The following is a 21,043-nucleotide window of genomic DNA, read 5'->3' as shown; positions in this document are numbered from 1 at the left end:
GCATTTCAAATAGATTCCATAAAACACCCATTCCCTATTTAATACTATTTGTCACCCTGAGCGGAGTCGAAGGCTGTTTAAGTAAAAAAGGGCTTCGACTTCGCTCAGCCTGACACATGGGTAAAAGAAACTTCTTGAAAAATTCTTCTTAGCGACCTTTGCGTAAAACCTTGCGCACTTGCGACTTTGCGAGATTTTTTAAACCATATAAGTGATGTAAGTTCATTTTTAGCTTTGCGTTTATTGCGTAAACCTTTGTGCACTTTGCATTTCAAATAGATTCCACAAAATACCCATTGCTTATTTAATACTATTTGTCACCCTGAGCGGAGTCGAAGGCTGTTTAAGTAAAAAAGGGCTTCGACTTCGCTCAGCCTGACACATGGGTAGAAAAAAATTTCTTGAAAAATTCTTCTTAGCGGCCTTTGCGTAAACCCTTGCGTACTTACGATTTTGCGAGATTTTTTAAACCATATAAGTGATGTAAGTTCATTTTAAGCTTTGTGTTTATTTTAATCTTTGTGTGCTTTGAAGTGAAAAAGTTGCGGAGAAACAATTATCTCGCGAAGTCGCAAAGTCACGAAGTTTAAAAAAAACAAAACAAAAACTTGGCGACTTTGCGACTTCGCGAGATTTTTACGCGCGGTTAAAGAAAATAATTAGACGAGTATTCTGTGTATAAGAACCGTTGCAAACTTTGGATTCCCTCCACATGTACTAAATCCATTTTTTTAAATGAACTTATATGACTTATATGGTTTAACCCCGCGTACAAAAAGGCATAGTTTCTATAAAACCCCAAAATAATTCCCGAATTCAAGTCGATATAACTTTGGCTGTATTTCCTTTCTTTAAAATATTTGTAACTTTGAACCTGATAACCAAATCAAGATTTTAACAAATATTAAATTTATCTATGAACTACATTCTTTTTGACGGTCCCGTCCGGAATGCTTTATTGCCTTTTACTTTTACCAGACCGGTGGCTGATATTCTAATCGGAATTATGACGATTCGCCAAAAATGGGAAATGCGCTTAGGTTCAACTATAACAACCATTACAGAGGAATATTTGTCGGAGAAATTTCCGATGGTGGAATTAGAAGAAAATGTAATGATTAATGCTGCGTTTTTACCAAATGAAACGTTAGTCGAAATGGTTTCTAATTTAACCGTAAATCAGGCGATTTTTAGAGGTGATGATGTAATTGCTTTTTTTACGACGGAGAACCAGGAAGAAGTTGACTTTGATTCGTATGAAATCATTTCGTATGATGACGATTGTTTGACTGTTGAACATACCTGGGATATTTTTTCTAAAAATGATGCCGCAATTCGCGAAGATTTTAAATATCTGACGGAAGACAGGAAATCCATGCCGATTCCGAAAAGCGTAAATGCCATTGCACCCGAAAATATATTTATAGAAGAAGGCGCTAAATTGGAGTTTGTTACTTTAAACGCTTCAACAGGTCCGATATATATAGGTAAGAACAGCGAAATTATGGAAGGCTCTGCCATTCGTGGACCTTTTGCTTTGTGCGAAAATGCGCAGGTAAAATTAAACGCTAAAGTTTATGGCGCAACTACCGTTGGCGTTGGCTCGAGAATAGGTGGAGAGGTTAAAAATTCGGTTCTTTTTGCCAATTCAAATAAAGGACACGACGGATTTTTAGGAGATTCTGTTTTAGGAGAATGGTGTAATATTGGTGCCGATTCTAATAATTCAAATCTAAAAAACAATTACGAAGAAGTAAAATTATGGAGCTACGAGACAGAAGGTTTTGCAAAAACCGGACTTCAGTTTTGTGGTTTGATGATGGGAGATCACAGTAAATGCGGAATCAATACCATGTTTAATACCGGAACTGTAATCGGTGTCAGTGCTAATATTTTCGGTAGCGGATTTCCACGCAACTTTGTTCCGAGTTTTTCTTGGGGCGGTGCGGCAGGTTTTACAACCTATGTGACTAAAAAAGCTTTCGAAACCGCTAAACTGGTTATGGGACGCAGAAATATTGACTTTGATGCAACCGAATCAGCAATCTTAGAACATATTTTTGAAGAAACCAAAAAGTGGAGAAAGGACTAAATGTCAAAGAAGCCGAATTCAGAACCCGAATAAGTCCGAATGGACTGCACCCAAAAGTTTAGACAGATTTAGAAATAAAAAAAAAGTGAGTATGATAACAATCGGACTCACTTTTTTTATACTTTTTGTGGTCTTGCAAAAAAGGACTGTAATTAATACGCTGAGTCGTTCAGTTTAACTTCTTTAATGATTTTGTTTCCATCTCGATACAGTTCTAATTTTACAACTTTCCCTTTGTTTATTCTAAGTAATTCACCAATCTGACTTGTGGTAATGATGGTATTTTTATTAATACTGATCAAGATGTCTCCACGATAAATGGCAGCAAAAAGTGCCGGCGAATTTTTCATTACTGCGGTAACAAGTACTCCGCCGTTAAGGTTTAATTTTTTCTTTATTTCATCAGAAAGATCAATTACATCAATGCCCAGCGCAGGTGGTCGGGTCGTTTTACCCCAAAAAGTAGCATCATAGGTATAAATGTCTACTTCTCTGTTTTCAGTAGGAAGTGTCGTGGCGTAGGCAGGAGAAAGTACCGGTTCAACAATAGTAGAAGATGCATTAGGATTGTGTGCGGTCCATATTTGCTGATTTATGGCTTGCTTCGTTTGTTTATCCGATGATTTCCCATTTGTAATTATGCTTTGATTATAGACAGTCGCATTTGGAGCAATTGTGGTTATAGTTTCTTTTTTTGTTTTGCTTTTGCTGTCGAAACTATAATTATAACTGACACTTGGTAATCCCATAGCATAAACAGGATTGTTTGTCACAATATTATTTTGTTGTTCTGGTACCGGATAATAGGGATAGATCGGATCTGTTATTTTCTTGGTACGCTCATATGTTGCCCCTAATAAAACAATGCTTGCGCCAATTTCTTTGGCAAATTTTAAAGCTTCATTTCTCGAATTAATTTCCATACTTGTAAATTGAGATTTACCAAGATAAATATATCCATCTTCAAGCAATCCAATTCGGTCTGTTTGTGGATTGTTGGTGGTATAAATGGAAGGAGTTTCGGTTTTCTCAATTAAGTTAGGATCATAATTCTTGAAATAGTTTTCTTCACTTTTGTAATTTTCTTTAAACTGATTTGAACCACAACCTTGTAAAAACAATAGGTAGGGTACTAGGGTAAGGTAGTTTACGAAGTTATTTTTCTTTTTCATTTTTTCTGGTTATTTGAACTTTTCAGTGGTTGTATATACAAACAGGCGATTTGTATGTTTATAAATTTGTTTTTTGAAAACACAGCTGTATCTTATTGCCAACCCGGTGGATGTAATTGAGGTATTTGTTGTTTATTATGCCACAGAGATCTGGAATGGATAGTGTAGAAAACTTCAGGAAAGTCATGATTTTCCTACTTAAAAATAGATTTAATAGTCTATTCTCGTAAAATTTCCCTGTAAGTCAAAGGTTAATGCCAGATCATTAGAAAGTTCTGTTATGACATGTGTTTTTTCCTTATCAATGTAAGTAATGAATGCGTTTGGATAATTTTCAGCCATATAAGAGTTGATTTTTTCCGGAATTAGTTCAACGGGTATGGTTTGGTGATTTCCGTCAATATCCATCCAGTTCCCATTGCTGTCAAAATTCAGTTTAAAATTAATGGCTAGTTTAACTTCGTATACAAAATCGTCAGAATCAGTAGTTTTTCGTTTTTTTATTTGTTGATAAGTGGTATCAGGAAAATAAGTCGAAATAAAAGTAGTGGCAGCAACGGGTAATTCAGCAGAATTAATTATCAACACTTGGTTATGGTCTTTGCGACATGCTGTTGTACATAACAAAAGAGCTAAAATGATAATGGGTAATAAGAGTGTTGTTTTCATACTTGCATTCTTAAAAAGGATTCTGATTGGTTATTTAATCTTTGGCTCTAGTATGTTTGAATAGTTGTTTTTTGTATCTCTCAAAGTTGCTTTAATTGGGGTAAATAAACGTTTAGAAGTCAATTGAAGAATTCCGTTTTTTAAAATACAGAATTGAAATTAACTATAATTTAAAAGAGCGATTGTGAATTGTTTATCGCTGTCATAATTAAGTTTATAAGTGCTGCTTAAGCCAATTGGTTTTACTACAGCCGTTACGCTACTGCTGTTTTTTGCAAAATTGTTATATTTTCTAATTAACACATTCCCAAATTGACAAATTCTCTAATTAACACATTCTCTAATTGGCACATTCCCAAATTGACACATTATCTAATTGGCACATTTTTCAATTGCCACATTTCCTCATTTTCTAATTGCCTAATTATCTAATTAATCTATCTTTGCGCTTTCAAAATCAGATAATTTAATTATCTAAAAATCTTAGAATCTAAAAATGATTACAGTTAACGATATTTCAGTTCAGTTTGGTGGAACTACTCTTTTTAGTGATGTTTCTTTTGCTATAAACGAAAATGATAAAATTGCCCTTATGGGTAAGAATGGTGCGGGGAAATCGACACTTTTGAAAATAATCGCAGGGCAGAGCAAACCTTCTACCGGAAATATTTCGGCTCCAAAAGAGGCTGTTATTGCGTATCTGCCGCAACATCTGTTAACTTCAGATGGCGCAACTGTAATGGAAGAGGCATCAAAAGCTTTTGGCGAAATTTTTAGCATGAAAGCCGATATCGATGAAATCAACGAACAATTAACCGTTCGTACCGATTACGAAAGTGATGCCTACATGAAACTTATTGAAAGAGTTTCAGACTTAAGCGAGAAATTTTACGCCATCGAAGAGGTGAATTACGAGGCCGAAGTAGAGAAAATTCTGGTTGGATTAGGTTTCGAGCGTGAAGATTTTACACGTCAGACTTCTGAATTTTCAGGAGGTTGGAGAATGCGTATTGAATTGGCTAAAATCCTTTTGAAAAAACCGGATTTAATTTTACTCGATGAGCCAACCAACCACATGGATATTGAAAGTATTCAGTGGTTAGAAGAGTTTTTGCTGAATCAGGCAAAAGCAGTAGTGGTGATTTCGCACGATAGAGCCTTCGTAGATAATATTACCAATCGTACTATTGAAGTTACGATGGGAAGAATTTACGATTACAAAGCTAAATATTCGCATTATTTAGAATTGAGAAAAGACCGTCGTATTCACCAGCAGAAAGCATATGACGAACAACAAAGAATGATTGCTGATAACAGAGCTTTTATTGATCGTTTTAAAGGCACGTTCTCTAAAACCGATGCCGTACAGTCTCGTGTTAAGATGTTGGAGAAATTGGTGATTGTTCAGGTGGATGAAGTAGATACTTCGGCATTAAAATTAAAATTTCCGCCTGCGGCACGTTCCGGACAATATCCGGTTGTGGTCAAAGAATTGTCCAAATCATACGGTGATCATGTTGTTTTTAAGGATGCTAACATCGTAATCGAAAGAGGACAGAAAGTAGCTTTCGTAGGTAAAAACGGAGAAGGAAAATCGACTATGATCAAAGCCATTATGAAAGAAATTGGCATTGATGAAGGAAGTGTTGATATTGGACATAATTCACAAATTGGTTATTTCGCACAGAATCAGGCTGCATTGTTAGATGAGAATGCGACTATTTTTGAAACTATAGATGGTATTGCAGTTGGTGATGTAAGAACACAAATTAAAAATATATTAGGTGCCTTTATGTTTCATGGTGATGATATTACCAAAAAAGTAAAAGTGCTTTCGGGTGGAGAGAAAACACGTCTGGCGATGATTAAATTGTTGTTAGAGCCAGTTAACTTGTTGATTCTCGATGAGCCTTCGAATCACCTGGATATGAAAACCAAAGATATTATCAAGGATGCATTACGTGATTTTGATGGTACTTTGATCTTGGTTTCTCACGACCGTGATTTCCTTGATGGTTTAGCTACAAAAGTTTTTGAATTTGGAAATAAACGCGTGAAAGAACATTTTGAAGATGTTGCCGGTTTCCTGGCACATAAAAAAATGGATTCTATGAGAGAAATCGAAAAGTAGTTTTTTGATTCCTAATAATAGAAAATTCTTGGTCTCACGACTTAAAAAGAAAAAAAAGCGTTATTTATAACGATATTCTGTTAAATAAAAAAAAGAAGGAGGCAATCTCAATGTTATGAGACTGCTTCCTTCTTTTTTTTAGGTTCTGTATATATATTGTGCTTCAAATAATTAGGACGGGGTAATCTATACTTGTGTTAGGAAAACTTTTTCTTAAATCTGTATTTAGACAAAATTAGAGATATGATTTTGGTGCAATAAAGTAGTTACTGCCATAAAAGAAAAGTTTAGAATCTTCGTTAACTGAGCCAATAAACAGTACAAAACGTGCTTAGTTTTATTTGCTCTGCTTTGCAAGCATCACATACAATATGTTCATTGATTGTTTTTGTAAAATAGAACGGCCTAGGGTAAGATTAGTCATTGAAAAGCCATACTCCAGTGAAGAGTGAATTAGGATTAAATTTTTTAAAGTCAACATAGGTAACTTTAACAAATTGGTTAATGTTTAGGACAAAATCATCAGTGACTAAATCTTTACCTCTCAACGACATAAAAAGCACATAATCCTCAGTAGGATGTTTAAAAACAACCGTACCTGTACCTTTATTAAGCATGGTATGTTCTAATCCATCAGTAGCATCACGCGGTAATACTACTGTTTCTCTGCAATTAGCAGAAGGGCAAGATGGAAAATGAAAAATTTGAGACTGTGTTCCGGAAGCCGTTATAGTTCCGTTGATCGGGACCACGACGACTTCTCTTCGCGGATTACAATCTAACCAAGCGGTCCCGTTGTATATTTGCAGTGTATTTGTTGTGATGTTGTACACCGTTAGACCAGCGGGAGGGGGAGTAATAGCATCCCTTTGCACAGTGGTCATTCTGGGAGGTAAAAAACCTTTGGTGGTAGACTCTACTTCTAAAACAGCAGAGGGGTTTAGGGTCGTGGGATTATTCCCTATTTTTTGAATAATTTGAGAATGACCGGCAAAACCGATCAAAAAAATCAATGCGATTGTAGGTAAACTTTGTTTCATTAGTAATTATATTTTATAATTTTGACTACAAACAAAAATAAATTTGGAGTATTTGAGCGGTATTAATTTATTATAGGTTACTTATAATTTGTAAATGACAAGAAAAATACTACAAAGAGGAGTGTGTTTGGAAAACCAATCAATAAAAAGGATTCAAAATTGCAGTAAATCGTGAAATTGAAATTCACCACTGACAATTTAGCTATAGGACACTTATGGCAAGTGAGGAGGTTTTTTTATTCCAAATAACAGGAAGCATTGCTAAAATTAGTCTTCTCTATTGCCGGTAATTTATCCGGATTTGAATAGATGTTGATTTTAACCAACGGTAAGGTAGTTTTGCGTTAAGAGACTTAGCCTAATGTCATTAAGTTCAGATACTTTTTTACGCAGATTTTGCGGATTATGCAGGTTTTTTTATTCCAATCCGCTAAAATCTGCGTGAGACTTTTTTAACAAAAGAAAACAGTCTCAGAACTCTGAAAACAAAAAAATCGCCAATAACGATGCAATTAATTGAAGTCAAAACATTTTTCTATCACTTTTAAAAATCGTTATTTCTGATGTTATCCTGTTAAAAATAAAAGAAAGAAGGAGAGAATCTCAACATTATGAGACTGCTTCCTTCTTTTTATTAAGTACGGGCTATATTTTTTGTGCTTCAAACAATTAGGACGGGGTAATCTATACTTGTGTTAGGAAAACTTTTTCTTAAATCTGTATTTAGACAAAATTAGAGATATGATTTTGGTGCAATAAAGCAGTTACTGCCATAAAAGAAAAGTTTAGAATCTTCGTTAGCTGAACCAATTAATAGTACAAAACGGGTTTAATTTTATTTGCTTTCCTTTGTAAGCATGAGATTGACTCTCTACATGAAGTGCTGACGTAAAATGCAATTGTGTGGGGTAGGATTAATCATATATAAGCCACACTCCTTTTAAGTATTTAGCACTATTAATGCCAAAGTTTGCAAATTCAACTTTAACAAAACGGTTGGGTTGTATAGTGAACTGAGGAGTAGTAATTAAATCTTTACCACTACGTGCACTCAAACCAACGTTAGGATCGCCAGTTTTCTGAGTAGGCATTTTAATAGTAATTGTACCATCACCATAATTATATATGGTATGTTCTAACCCGTTAGCAGCATTATATGGTAATAGTACAGTTGCATTGCAATTATTGCAATAGACATTAGAAAAAGTTTGAGATTTTGTTCCCGAAGCCGTTATGGTTCCGTTTGTCGGTATTTCGAGGTATTCTTTTGGGAGATTACAATCTAACCAAGCGGCCCCGTTGTATATTTGCAGTGTATTTGTTGTGGTGTTGTACACCGTTAGACCAGCGGGAGGGGGAGTAATAGCATCCCTTTGCAAAGTGGTCATTCTGGGAGGTAAAAAACCTTTAGTGGTAGACTCTACTTCTAAAACAGCATAGGGGTTTAGGGTTGTGGGATTATTTCCTATTTTTTGAGTAATTTGAGAATGACCGGCAAAACCGATCAAAAAAATCAATGCGATTGTAGGTAAACTTTGTTTCATTGTAATTGTCAAGTTTTATAATTTTGACTGCAAACAAAAATAAATTTGGAGTATTTGAACGGTATTAATTTATTATAGGTTACTTATAATTTATAAATGATAAAAAAAAAAATACGACAACGCGCAGTGTATTTGGAAAACCAATCAATAAAAAGGATTCAAAATTGCAGTAAATCGTGAAATTGAAATTCACTACTGACAATTTAGCTATAAGACACTTATGGCAAATGAGGAGCGTTTTTTATTCCAAATAACAGGAAGCATTGCTAAAATTAGTCTTCTCTATTGCCGGTAATCCATCCGAATTTGAATAGATGTTGATTTTAACCAACGATAAGGTAGTTTTGCTTTAAGAGGCTTTAGCCTAATGTCATTAAGTTCGGATACTTTTTTACACAGATTTTGCGGATTATGCAGGTTTTTTTATTCCAATCCGCTAAAATCTGCGTGAGACTTTTTTAACAAAAGAAGACAGTCCCAGAACTCTGAAAACAAAAAAATTGCCAATAACGATGCAATTAATTGAGGTCAAAATATTTTTCTATCACTTTTAAAAATCGTTATTTCTGATGCTTTCTGTTAAAAATAAAAGAAAGAAGGAGAGAATCTCAACATTATGAGACTGCTTCCTTCTTTTTATTAAGTACGGGCTATATTTTTTGTGCTTCAAACAATTAGGACGGATTAGTCAAAGAAATACCAGGTTCCACTGAAGGAGTCATTCGCATCATAATCAAAAAATACAATTGTTATAGTTTTGTAAGCTGCCAAAATGAAGCTAGTAGCTTCTACTGCACTGTTGCTATTGGCAATAAAACTAACAGGTTTATTACCAGACACGCTGGGTGGTTTCATAAAAGTAATAGTACTAGTGGTTCTGTTGCGTATGATGTGTTCTAAGCCATTAGTAGCTTCAGTTGGTAATAGTATAGTTGGATTACAAGTATCGCAATTGCTCATAATGAAAATTTGTGATTGTGTATTGGAAGCATTTATAGTTCCGCTTGGCGGTATGGCGACATATTCTTTTGGTATATTGTGACCTCCTGACCAAATTGTTCCATTATATATCTCCAATAGGTTTGTAGTTGTGTTGTATACGACTAAACCAGCAGGGGGAGAAGCAATGGCGTTTCTTTGTATTGTGGTCATTCGGGGAGGTAACAGACCTTTAGTTACAGACTCTGTTTCAAAAATAGCAGAGGGGTTTAGAGTCATGGGATTGTCTCCTATTTTTTGAGCCATTTGGGCATGGGTTGCAAAAACAACCCCAAAAACAAATGCGATTATGATTAAATTTTGTTTCATTTTTTTAATATTTATAATGTTTAGTTTAAAGGGAAATAAATTTTTAATATTTGGATTGTTTTAATTTATTAGTGGTTATTTATAGTTTATAAATGAGAGTAAAAAGAATTCAATAGAGAGAGTGAAAAGTAGTTTTTCGATTTCAGATAAAGCTTGAGAAAAAGTTTGTTTTACGGTATTATGAAACGAATTTGAAGTGAGGTTAAATCATATAAATGATGTAAGTTCTTTAATTCAATACTTACATTTTCTTGAATCAGGCAATCGGCTTTGAAATCTTCATCGGTTTAAAATAGAGCGGTGCGGGTTATTTATAGAAACACCAGACTCCATTGTAGATATCATTTGGATCGTACTCAAAAAACACAATTTTTGTGGCTTTTTGAGCTGTCAGACTCATGCTAGGGGTTGTTAATAATGCAGCGGTAGCTATATTATCAACAAAAGGAGTAGGTTTATTCCCAGATGCTACTGACGGTTGTGTAACAGTAATAGTACCACCAGAGTTTCTGTTGTATATGATATGTTCTAATCCATTGGAAGCTTTCAATGGTAATACAACAGTTGCATTACAATTATTGCAATTGTTCAAAACAAAAATTTGTGATTCTGTATTGGAAGCCGTTACAGTTCCGTTTGGTGGTATGCTGACCATTCCTTTTGGCAGATTGTAGATTCCTGACCAAATTGTTCCATTATAGACTTCCAGTAGGTTTGTTGTGGTATTGTATACCAATAAACCAGATGCGGGAGTAGCAATAGCATTCCTTTGCGCAGTGGTCATTCTGGGAGGTAAAAGACCTTTAGTAGTAGACTCTGTTTCAAAAGCAGCAGTACTATTTAGAGTCATGGGATTGTTTCCTATTTTTTGAGCAATTTGAGAATAACCGGCAAAACCGGTCAAAAAAACCAGTGCTATTGTAAGAGAACTTTGTTTCATTAGTTTCATCTTTTTGTTTAATTATGACAACAAAAAGAGTAATTAATTTATTAATTGGCCTGATGTATTTTATAAATGTATTTGTGTGTTTTATATGCGTTTGAAAATAGATTCTTTTTTGTGCATCAGATTATTGAAAATGAAAGAGAGAAGAGTCCGATTATCTCTGTCTTTTCAGATTCTTTCCGAAATAGTGCTTTCTGTGTTTCTTCCTGAATCACCTTGGTTCTCTTGGAAATTTGCGAGAAAATGAATAGTATGGTTTTGTAGCGTGCATTTCTGTTTCAAATAGTGTTGTAATTTTGGTTTGAACGCATGATAAATCGCAAACAAATTTTATAAGATATTATAAATTCAGTCTGGGCTTTGCGTTGGACAACTGTTTAGAAAGTTTAACCTGTTAGTCTTATATGCTGTGTCTCCTGGCAGCTGATTTTTTTAAATGGCAAGAATTATTTTTGCAGTTTTTTCTGCAAAACAGAAAGTTACCGAGCAATGTTATACATGGAATGTTTTTTTATATCTTAGTGGGGCATTTCGAATTTAACGATTTATTAATACGAAAAAAGCGATGGTGTTTGTGCTTATTATGTAGGTTTAGTTGCGTAGAACTTCAGTGTTTTTGCAATCCGTTACGGTATGGATGGCTTTGGTTTTGTCGGGTGTTATTTTAATTAAGCTGCGGTTTCAACTTTTTTTTAAAGTCAAAAACAAGGGTGTTTTGGAGAAGCATAAATAATCGAAAGTTTTAAAGAGTACATTTTTTTAGTTGAAAGTCTAATTTTTAGTATGTTACTTTATGAGGAAATTTTTAAGAATCAGAATTGCTTTTATTTTTTTACTACTCCCTTTTTTTACAAATGCCCAGACCGATGTAAATCAGGCAACGACCAATTCTGATGCCGTTGTTAAATATCCACAGTTTCAATTTAAAGGACTTTTTCAGGCCCGGTTTCTCGGAGCACTTTCGGATAATGTGGATGTGCTTGGGCTTCATCATTCTACAGGAGAGGTTACACAATCGTCTTTTGATATTAAAAGAATGCGTGTTGGACTTAATACCAAACTAAGCGAAAATACAGAAGTGGCAATTTTAGTAAATCTTGCTGATTTTAAATCAGACCCCAAAACTAAAGTACTCGAAAATGCCTACGCAAAATATACTTTCAATAAATATTTTGCGATAACGGGAGGACAGTTTCGTCCCGCTTTTGGAATTGAAGAATTGGTTCCTGTAGACATCATCAAGTCTTTTGATTTTTCTAATCAATATTATGAATTTGGAAAAAACGGCTGGACGAGTTTTCAAATCGGAGCTTCGGCAACGGGTTCTTTTGATCTTGGGAAAGTTCCTGTAAGTTATGCGGTTTCTGTTTTAAACGGAAACGGAAAGAATCAGGAAAAAGACAAAGACAACGGAAAACTCTATTCGACACGATTGGTTTTTGGATTGTCTAAGCTCCATAAAATTAACTTAGGCTTAAACGGCGGAAGCGGAAAAGTATTCGATCAGGATGTTTTTGCTCTGGGAGCCGATATTACCAGTGATTTTGTACTTAATGATGCGTTTACTTTTGATCTTCAAATAGAGTACAAACAGGGAACCAATCATAATTTGTATTTCTCCTTACCCGCTGAGGCCAGAACCAAAAATGCGAATGATTATCAGATGCGTGGCTATTATATAATGCCGAATTTGAGGTATCGCATTAATTATAAAAAATTGAGTTCCTTAGAATTATCCTGCCGTTATGAGTCTTTCGATACCAGTTTTAAATTGAATTCTAATGTTCGTCAAACCTATACACCAATGATCAGTCTGGAGTTTGGAAAAGCCTATACGGGCAGAATTGAAATGGGGTTTGAAATAGACCGCTTTGATAAAAATATTCCGGATACGACGATGTATAATGATAACTTGTTTATTATACAGTTTCAATGCAGACTTTAATACAATCTAATTTTCACCTTATGAAAGAAGTAAAAATCCCTCAGATCTTAATTACGCTGGCAGTTGGAATAGCAATTTGGTTGATTCCGGCTCCGGAAGGTGTTGTGATAGAAGCCTGGCATTTGTTTGCCATTTTTGTGGCAACGATTCTCGGTATTATTTTAAAAGCAGCGCCAATGGGAACGATGTGTATGATCGCCATTGCATTGACGGCTTTCTCACAGGTTTTAGCACCCGGAGATGCCGGTAAGTCAATCACATTGGCCTTGAAGGGTTTTGGTGATAAAGTAATCTGGCTGATTGGAATTTCGTTTTTTATCGCCAGAGGATTTATTAAAACCGGTCTGGGAAACAGAATTGCCTTTTTGTTTATCAAAATATTCGGTAAAAGTTCGCTTGGGTTGGCGTATGGTTTAGGTCTGGCAGATTTGGTTCTTGCGCCGGCAGTACCAAGCAATACGGCAAGAGGAGGTGGAATCATTTATCCGATTATGAAATCAATGTCAATGAGTTTTGGTTCAATGCCTGATCAACCGGATACACACCGAAAATTAGGCGCATTTTTGACATTAAACAGTTATAATATGAATCTGATTGCTTCGTCTATGTTTTTGACAGGAACAGCGAGTAATCCGATGTGTCAAAAATTTGCACTCAATTTAGGCATAAAAATCACTTGGATTTCGTGGGCCGTAGCCGCTATTGTTCCGGGTTTGGTGGCCTTTTTTGTAATTCCTTTTGTATTGTATAAAATTTATCCGCCCGAACTCAAAAAGACAGGCGATGCACCGCAAATTGCAAGTCAAAAACTGAAAGAAATGGGTCCAATTTCACGCAATGAATGGATGATGTTGCTGACCTTTTTTATTCTTTTATTTCTTTGGATGACCGGCGATTTGTTTTCTATCGATGCCACAACAACTGCGTTTATCGGTTTGGTGATTTTACTTTTAACCTCCGTTCTAAGCTGGGATGATGTAAAAGCCGAAAAAGGAGCTTGGGATACTATCGTTTGGTTTTCGGTGCTGGTGATGATGGCCAGTTCGCTTAACGAATTAGGCTTTATTGGCTGGTTTAGTAATCTGGTAAAAGCAGAAATTGGCGGATTAAGCTGGCAGATGGCTTTTCCGATTATTGTATTGGTGTATTTCTTTAGTCATTATCTTTTCGCGAGTGCCACAGCGCATGTGGCAGCAATGTATGCGGCACTGCTGGGCGTAGGTGTTTCGCTCGGAATTCCCGGGTTACTCTTGGCCTTTATGCTTGGTTTTATAGGATCGCTATACGGAACACTAACCCATTATGGTCACGGACCTGCACCGGTTTTCTTTGGGAGCGGTTATGTCGATCTGAAAGATTGGTGGGTAAAAGGTTTGGTGACCGGACTGGTTATGCTTTTTATTTATATGACGATCGGTGGGGCATGGCTTCGGGTGATCGGTTATTTCTAAAAAGATTAAATCCTGATTCCCGGAGGAAGCAGTTCTTTGTATTTTGGATTTTTTTTAATGAATTGAGCAATTTTTGGAGAAATAGGCATTAATCTGAATTTCTTTTCAATGATAATTTCCATGATACTTTTCAGTAAGCCATCAATTACAGCTTGATTTTCGTAGCCGTCGGGTGTATTGATTTTAGTTAAGAAGATTTTTTTTTCCTGAAAAGAATATTCAACTGTAAGCATTCCTTCTGGGACTATGGTTTCAAATTGTCTTGCAAAAGTGTTGTCTTTGATTTCCATAGTTTCAATAGGTAGTTCCATAGTAGTAATGTGTTTTAGTCATGTTTAAAAGCAAATAATCGTGGGGCGAAATAGTTGTGAAAGAAAAATCTGTATAAGATCTTTAATTGTGAATTATTTTATATGTAAAGGTAATCAATTGATTTTCAATAATGAATTATTTTTTAAAGGAGCAGTTCTAAAGCCTGGTGCTTTGCTGTAGCAGATTTTATTTCAGTCGTAAGATTGCGGTCTGAAATTTGCTTGAAGTTTATAAAAAAAAGTAACTTTAACTTTTATAAGTGAAGAGTCGTAATTGTAATTTCTGTTTATCTAATGAGTAAAATTCCGGTTTATTTTATGCCAGGTCTGGCGGCAAGTTCATCTATTTTTGAAAGAATTCAATTGGATGATTCTGTTTTTGAAGTGTGTTTGTTGGAGTGGGAGATCCCGCTTCCAAAAGAATCTTTATCGGAGTATGCTCTTCGCATCACTAAAAAGATAACACATCCGAACCCTGTTTTAATTGGTGTTTCGTTTGGAGGTATTTTAGTTCAGGAAATGGCCAGACATATTAATGCCCGTAAAATAATTATCATTTCAAGTGTTAGAAGCAATCTCGAATTTCCGAAAAGAATGAAGATAGGCAAAACGACAAAAGCCTATAAATTAATTCCAATGCAGTTGTTGCTGAATGTTGAAAAGTTGGCTAAATTTTCTTTCGGAGAAAAAATAAACAAACGGATTAAACTGTACGAGAAGTTTTTATCGGTACGTGATCTCCATTATCTGCAATGGGCCGTAGAGTCCGTAATCCTTTGGGACAGAAATCAAATCGATGAAAAGGTAATCCATATTCACGGCGATCAGGATGATGTTTTTCCTATAAAATACATCAAAAGCTGCATCATAGTAAAAGGAGGAACCCATGTTATGATTCTGAATAAGTACAAATGGCTTAATGAGAATTTGCCATTGATTATACAGGAACCTCTGAAGGGGTAAATTCCAATTTTTTTAAATTCCAAATTCCAAAATGGCTTCGACTTCGCTCAGCCTGACACTTTGGGGCTTAGTGTTTCATGTTTCACGTTTTTAAAAATTCCAAATTCCAATCTCAAGAGGTGTAAGATCCAGTCTGTCACGCTGAGCGAAGTCGAAGCGCGCTCGTTAGGTAAAAATGGCTTCGACTTCGCTCAGCCTGACACTTTGGGGCTTAGTGTTTTGGGTTTCATGTTTCATGTTTCATGTTTCACGTTTTTTATCTGAGATCACACATTTCAGATTAGCCAAAAAAAAAATCCCAAACTCATTGGAATTTGGGATTTTAAAAATTTGGAATTTAAGAAAATCGTTAGATTTTCTTCATTTGATCTTTCATCATAGAGATTTGCTCTTTTAGCATCCCTTGTTTGTCTAATTTCTTAGCTTCGTTTAATAAGTTGGTTGCTTCCAGTTTTCTTCTGCGTGACATGGCAACTCCGGCAAGGTTTAATTTAGCTACAGCCAAATCCATATCCATAGATAATCCTAGTTCGATTGCTTTTTTGAAATGTTTCTCTGCTTGGTTGATATTGGTTTGAGACAACATGATTCCGTGTAAGTAGTTAAAATACCCTTGTTGTTTTCTTACCAGTGCAGCTTCAGGGTTTTTAATATAGGATAGCCATTTTTTAGCGCCTTCAAAATCTTGTTTTCTTAATTTTAGGAAAGCTAAAAGGATAAATTCGTTTTTAAAGTAAAGAAAGATTGGGATTGCAGTCAGTAAAATAAGAAAAATACCATTTCCGATATTGTTCTCTGTAAATTGCCAAACGCCTGCGACTACTAGAAGTCCGGCCAAAATAAGTTTAATATTTCTGTGAAACATAATAGATGTATATTTGTGATTGCAAAGATAGTAAAAGGAATTAAAAATATTTTTATAAAACTACTTGCCAGAAAAAAAAGTCTTTGTATATTTGCACTCGGTTTTGGGATAACGAAATTCTAAAACAGAAAACAGATATTAGATACCATTTTAAAGATACAAAGCAATGAGCAAAAGAACATTTCAACCATCGAAAAGAAAAAGAAGAAATAAGCACGGATTTATGGACAGAATGGCTTCTGCGAATGGAAGAAAAGTTCTGGCGCGTAGAAGAGCTAAAGGAAGACATAAATTGACTGTTTCTAGCGAACCTAGACACAAGAAATAATGTTTCTATAAACATAAATAAGGCGTTACTTTTTTAGTATCGCCTTTTTTTATACCTTGTCGGTAAAAAACATTGCAACATTCTAGTTTCTAAAGCACTACGGATGTTTTTGAATACAATATAATAACTACACAATACAAATAAAATGCCTAAAGACACATCAATAAAATCAGTTTTAATAATAGGTTCAGGCCCTATTGTTATTGGTCAAGCTTGCGAATTTGATTATGCAGGATCTCAATCTGCACGTTCTATTCGTGAAGAAGGGATTGAAGTTATCTTGATAAATTCAAATCCAGCGACTATTATGACCGACCCAACAATGGCCGATCATATTTATTTGAAACCATTAACTACAAAATCGATTATTGAAATTCTAAAGGAGCATCCACAAATCGATGCTGTTTTGCCTACTATGGGTGGACAAACGGCTTTGAATTTATGTTTGGAAGCCGACGAAAAAGGAATCTGGCAGGATTTCGGAGTAAAATTAATCGGAGTTGATGTAAATGCAATTAACATTACGGAAGACAGAGAGCAGTTTAAACAGCTTTTAGAAAAAATTAATGTGCCTACTGCACCTGCAAAAACAGCTACTTCTTACTTAGAAGGTAAAGAAATTGCACAGGAATTTGGTTTCCCGTTAGTAATTCGCCCTTCTTTTACACTAGGAGGAACAGGAGCAGCGATTGTTTACAAAAAAGAAGATTTTGATGAGCTTTTGACTCGCGGTTTAGAAGCTTCTCCTATACATGAGGTTTTAATTGATAAAGCTTTAATGGGATGGAAAGAATACGAATTGGAACTTTTGAGAGATAAAAATGATAACGTAGTAATCATTTGTTCGATCGAAAACATGGATCCAATGGGAATTCACACCGGAGATTCGATTACAGTAGCACCGGCAATGACTTTATCCGATACCACATTCCAGAAATTACGTGACTATGCGATCTTGATGATGCGTAGTATCGGAAACTTCGCAGGAGGTTGTAACGTACAATTCGCAGTTTCACCGGACGAAAAAGAAGATATCGTGGCGATCGAAATCAACCCTCGTGTATCGCGTTCTTCTGCATTAGCTTCAAAAGCAACCGGTTATCCGATTGCGAAAATTGCTTCTAAATTAGCTTTAGGATATAATTTAGATGAATTAGAAAACCAGATTACAAAATCGACTTCGGCTCTTTTTGAACCGACTTTGGATTATGTAATCGTAAAAATTCCACGTTGGAACTTTGATAAATTCGAAGGTGCTGACAGAACTCTTGGACTTCAGATGAAATCTGTTGGTGAGGTGATGGGAATCGGACGCTCTTTCCAGGAAGCGTTACACAAAGCAACTCAATCTTTAGAAATAAAACGTAACGGTTTAGGTGCCGACGGAAAAGGATATAAAAACTACGAACAGATTATCGAGAAACTGACTTTTGCAAGTTGGGATCGTGTTTTTGTAATTTATGATGCGATTGCAATGGGAATTCCGTTGAGCCGTATTCATGAGATTACTAAAATCGACATGTGGTTCTTGAAACAATACGAGGAGCTTTATACTTTAGAAAAAGAAATTTCTAACTATAAGGTTTCTAATTTACCAAAAGAGTTATTACTGGAAGCCAAACAAAAAGGTTTTGCCGACAGACAAATCGCGCACATGGTAAATTGTCTGGAAAGTGAAGTGCATACGTTGCGTATGAATATGAAGGTGAACCGTGTGTTTAAATTGGTAGACACTTGTGCTGCCGAATTTAAAGCAAAAACACCTTATTACTATTCTACTTTTGAGGCTGAAATCGAAAAAACAAACGGAGAGCGTTATGTAGATAACGAAAGTGTAGTAACAGAGAAAAAGAAAATCATCGTTTTAGGTTCGGGACCAAACAGAATCGGACAAGGAATTGAGTTTGATTATTCTTGTGTACACGGAGTTTTGGCAGCAAAAGAATGTGGTTACGAAACGATCATGATCAACTGTAATCCGGAAACTGTTTCGACTGATTTTGATACAGCAGATAAATTATACTTCGAGCCTGTTTTCTGGGAACATATCTACGATATTATTCAACACGAAAAACCGGAAGGTGTAATTGTGCAATTAGGAGGTCAGACTGCTTTAAAATTAGCGGAAAAATTATCTAAATACGGAGTAAAAATCATCGGAACGAGTTTTGATGCCCTTGATTTAGCCGAAGACAGAGGACGTTTCTCTGACTTATTGAGAGATTTACACATTCCTTTCCCACAATTCGGAATTGCGGAAACAGCAGACGAAGCTTCAGCTTTGGCAGATACTTTGGACTTCCCGTTATTGATTCGTCCTTCTTATGTATTAGGAGGTCAGGGAATGAAAATTGTAATCAACAAAAAAGAACTGGAAGAGCATGTCATCAATTTATTGAAAACGATTCCGGGGAACAAATTGCTTTTAGATCATTACTTAGCCGGAGCAATCGAAGCAGAAGCAGATGCGATTTGTGATGCTGACGGAAATGTATACATCATCGGAATTATGGAGCATATCGAGCCTTGTGGAGTTCACTCGGGAGATAGTAATGCGACATTGCCTCCTTTTAACTTAGGAGAATTCGTGATGCAACAGATCAAAGACCATACAATTAAAATTGCGAGAGCTTTAAAAACGGTAGGTTTAATCAATATTCAGTTTGCGATAAAAGACGATACGGTTTATATCATCGAAGCCAATCCAAGAGCTTCCAGAACAGTACCGTTTATTGCAAAAGCATACGGAGAGCCTTATGTAAATTATGCTACCAAAGTAATGTTAGGACATAATAAAGTAACGGATTTTGATTTCAATCCACAGTTAAAAGGATATGCGATCAAACAACCGGTTTTCTCTTTCAGCAAGTTCCATAATGTAAACAAAGCATTAGGACCGGAAATGAAATCAACAGGAGAAAGCATCTTGTTTATTGACGATCTTAAAGACGATCAGTTCTACGAATTGTACTCCAGAAGAAAAATGTATTTGAGTAAATAAACTCAAATCGTGATTATAAAAAAAGGCTCCAAGTAATTGGAGCTTTTTTTATGGTAATTGGATTGTCAACACTAATTGGTTTTTCATAATTTTCGACGCAATTAAACGGAAATTATAAGTAATAGAAGGCATAAAAAAAACTCCTAAATGGAGTTTTTTCTTTTGTTTTGGCTAGTTGTATGTGTTATTCACTTTGGCTAAAAGACATATTGTCTCGGGTGTTTTTCTGAACCGAAATGGCGCCAAAAAGAGCTAGTAAAAAAGCAAATGCATAAAAACCTTTTTCACTTGGGAGAATTGTAGCGTTCCAAAGACCAACGACAAGTAATACAATTGATAAAAGAGTTCCGAACCAGCAAATTCCGTAATAGATATCCGTTACAGGAAGGTTTTCCAGTTTGTCTCTGACACTTTTTTGCAGGGAGACTACAGCGAAAAGACCAAACATTAAAACAGTGAAATAATATCCTTTTTCGTTAAGTAACATTTCGGCTCTTGCAAGTCCTACTATAAATCCGATTGTTCCAGCTCCAAGAGCTACCCATGATGCCGCGATAAAGGCATTCGATGTTTTTTGTACCATGTTTTATATTTAATTTAGTTGTATTTCGAAAAAATTGGGGTGTCCATTGGCGTCCAGAAACAGCATTTCTGACCGGATGCTTTCAGAGCGTTATTGGCCCAGGTATTACAGGTGTGTGTCAAACTATAACTTCCGTTGGCTTCATAGAAAGCATCTGTTCTGCTATAATTGGCGTCTGTTTTAATGGGAATGAAATTACCCGAGCTGTCTTTTTGAAAGCTGGCTGTAACGTAGGCAATCAAACGGCTGTATTGTTCTTTGCTAATCATCATTGATTTGCAATCATCGCCCAATTTCATTTGTCTGTAATAAGTGGTATGAATGGCAGTTTTACCTAATCCGGTTGCTGCTTTTAGAGCAACAGAAGCTCTTAAATCAGACCAATCCGGGGTTTCCAGATAAAATCCTTTGTCTCCCCAGCCCATAGCGATATAGTTATAGGTAGAATCTGCTGCTTTTGTGTTTTTAAATTGAACTTGCTGACTCCAGTCTATCTGGTCGTTTTTGACTGGCATTACGATATCAGTGTGAACACCATTTGTCAGGATGAATATCTGAACTTCGGGTTTTGTGTCGGGTTCTTTATCTACAGTTATTTTTGAAAGTACGAAGGCGGTTGCGATATAGAGTAGAACAAATCCTAAAAAGAATAAGATTGATTTTAAAAGGATTTTAAGTGCTTTTTTCAAGGTGA

At 35.6% G+C, this 21,043-nt stretch carries 17 protein-coding genes; 7 read left to right on the top strand and 10 right to left on the bottom strand.

Annotation, left to right across the window (positions count from 1 at the left end; genetic code table 11):
* Positions 1 to 916 precede the first annotated feature (916 nt).
* Positions 917 to 2,092, top strand: coding sequence for a GlmU family protein (locus tag LNP23_RS00635; protein ID WP_230003085.1), 1,176 nt, complete (start codon positions 917 to 919; stop codon positions 2,090 to 2,092).
* A gap of 152 nt (positions 2,093 to 2,244) precedes the next feature.
* Here LNP23_RS00635 and LNP23_RS00630 read toward each other — a convergent pair whose 3' ends face one another.
* On the bottom strand, positions 2,245 to 3,264 hold the full coding sequence (locus LNP23_RS00630; RefSeq protein WP_230003083.1) for a PDZ domain-containing protein: 1,020 nt from the start codon (positions 3,262 to 3,264) through the stop codon (positions 2,245 to 2,247).
* A 210-nt stretch (positions 3,265 to 3,474) separates the two neighbouring features.
* Entirely contained in the window at positions 3,475 to 3,933 is a 459-nt protein-coding gene (locus LNP23_RS00625; RefSeq protein WP_230003082.1) for a PepSY-like domain-containing protein, read from the bottom strand.
* 496 nt (positions 3,934 to 4,429) lie between these two features.
* On the opposite strand from LNP23_RS00625, the gene LNP23_RS00620 reads away from it, so the two are divergent.
* Positions 4,430 to 6,064, top strand: a complete 1,635-nt coding sequence (locus tag LNP23_RS00620) for an ABC-F family ATP-binding cassette domain-containing protein (protein WP_230003080.1) — start codon at positions 4,430 to 4,432, stop codon at positions 6,062 to 6,064.
* 416 nt (positions 6,065 to 6,480) lie between these two features.
* Here the strand turns inward: LNP23_RS00620 and LNP23_RS00615 are convergent, their stop codons facing one another.
* The 4 genes from LNP23_RS00615 to LNP23_RS00600 all read right to left on the bottom strand — a co-directional run bounded on the left by LNP23_RS00615 (position 6,481) and on the right by LNP23_RS00600 (position 10,896).
* A complete protein-coding gene (locus tag LNP23_RS00615; RefSeq protein ID WP_230003078.1) occupies positions 6,481 to 7,104 on the bottom strand; it encodes a hypothetical protein in 624 nt (207 codons plus the stop codon).
* A 914-nt stretch (positions 7,105 to 8,018) separates the two neighbouring features.
* The gene (locus LNP23_RS00610) at positions 8,019 to 8,648 is read right to left on the bottom strand and encodes a hypothetical protein (protein ID WP_230003077.1); all 630 of its coding nucleotides are present in this window, start codon (positions 8,646 to 8,648) and stop codon (positions 8,019 to 8,021) included.
* 684 nt (positions 8,649 to 9,332) lie between these two features.
* On the bottom strand, positions 9,333 to 9,956 hold the full coding sequence (locus LNP23_RS00605; RefSeq protein ID WP_230003075.1) for a hypothetical protein: 624 nt from the start codon (positions 9,954 to 9,956) through the stop codon (positions 9,333 to 9,335).
* Between the two features lie 307 nt (positions 9,957 to 10,263).
* Positions 10,264 to 10,896: a hypothetical protein gene (locus LNP23_RS00600; protein WP_230003073.1), complete on the bottom strand. Its 633-nt coding sequence runs from the start codon at positions 10,894 to 10,896 to the stop codon at positions 10,264 to 10,266.
* Positions 10,897 to 11,695: 799 nt separating this feature from the next.
* Here LNP23_RS00600 and LNP23_RS00595 point away from each other — a divergent pair.
* Positions 11,696 to 12,847, top strand: a complete 1,152-nt coding sequence (locus LNP23_RS00595; RefSeq protein ID WP_230003072.1) for a porin — start codon at positions 11,696 to 11,698, stop codon at positions 12,845 to 12,847.
* A 20-nt stretch (positions 12,848 to 12,867) separates the two neighbouring features.
* Positions 12,868 to 14,298, top strand: a complete 1,431-nt coding sequence (locus LNP23_RS00590) for an anion permease (protein WP_230003070.1) — start codon at positions 12,868 to 12,870, stop codon at positions 14,296 to 14,298.
* A gap of 5 nt (positions 14,299 to 14,303) precedes the next feature.
* Here the strand turns inward: LNP23_RS00590 and LNP23_RS00585 are convergent, their stop codons facing one another.
* Positions 14,304 to 14,588, bottom strand: a complete 285-nt coding sequence (locus LNP23_RS00585; RefSeq protein ID WP_047774447.1) for a GNAT family N-acetyltransferase — start codon at positions 14,586 to 14,588, stop codon at positions 14,304 to 14,306.
* Between the two features lie 315 nt (positions 14,589 to 14,903).
* On the opposite strand from LNP23_RS00585, the gene LNP23_RS00580 reads away from it, so the two are divergent.
* Positions 14,904 to 15,572, top strand: a complete 669-nt coding sequence (locus tag LNP23_RS00580; protein ID WP_047773915.1) for an alpha/beta hydrolase family protein — start codon at positions 14,904 to 14,906, stop codon at positions 15,570 to 15,572.
* A gap of 349 nt (positions 15,573 to 15,921) precedes the next feature.
* Here LNP23_RS00580 and LNP23_RS00575 read toward each other — a convergent pair whose 3' ends face one another.
* Complete coding sequence (locus LNP23_RS00575) at positions 15,922 to 16,437, bottom strand: hypothetical protein (RefSeq protein ID WP_047773913.1); 516 nt, start codon at positions 16,435 to 16,437, stop codon at positions 15,922 to 15,924.
* A gap of 166 nt (positions 16,438 to 16,603) precedes the next feature.
* Here LNP23_RS00575 and rpmH point away from each other — a divergent pair, with 166 nt between their 5' ends.
* Positions 16,604 to 16,765, top strand: a complete 162-nt coding sequence (gene rpmH, locus LNP23_RS00570) for a 50S ribosomal protein L34 (RefSeq protein WP_008464848.1) — start codon at positions 16,604 to 16,606, stop codon at positions 16,763 to 16,765.
* 145 nt (positions 16,766 to 16,910) lie between these two features.
* Entirely contained in the window at positions 16,911 to 19,766 is a 2,856-nt protein-coding gene (carB, locus tag LNP23_RS00565) for a carbamoyl-phosphate synthase large subunit (RefSeq protein ID WP_230003066.1), read from the top strand.
* A gap of 184 nt (positions 19,767 to 19,950) precedes the next feature.
* On the opposite strand, the gene yiaA is transcribed toward carB, so the two are convergent.
* A complete protein-coding gene (gene yiaA, locus LNP23_RS00560; protein WP_047773908.1) occupies positions 19,951 to 20,349 on the bottom strand; it encodes an inner membrane protein YiaA in 399 nt (132 codons plus the stop codon).
* A 14-nt stretch (positions 20,350 to 20,363) separates the two neighbouring features.
* Entirely contained in the window at positions 20,364 to 21,038 is a 675-nt protein-coding gene (locus LNP23_RS00555; RefSeq protein WP_230003065.1) for a TIGR02117 family protein, read from the bottom strand.
* Between the last annotated feature and the right edge of the window lie 5 nt (positions 21,039 to 21,043).

This window comes from Flavobacterium cupriresistens (assembly GCF_020911925.1).
Lineage (GTDB): Bacteria > Bacteroidota > Bacteroidia > Flavobacteriales > Flavobacteriaceae > Flavobacterium > Flavobacterium cupriresistens.
Note: the sequence above shows the minus strand (reverse complement) of the source record. Positions and strands in the feature narration are given on the sequence as shown.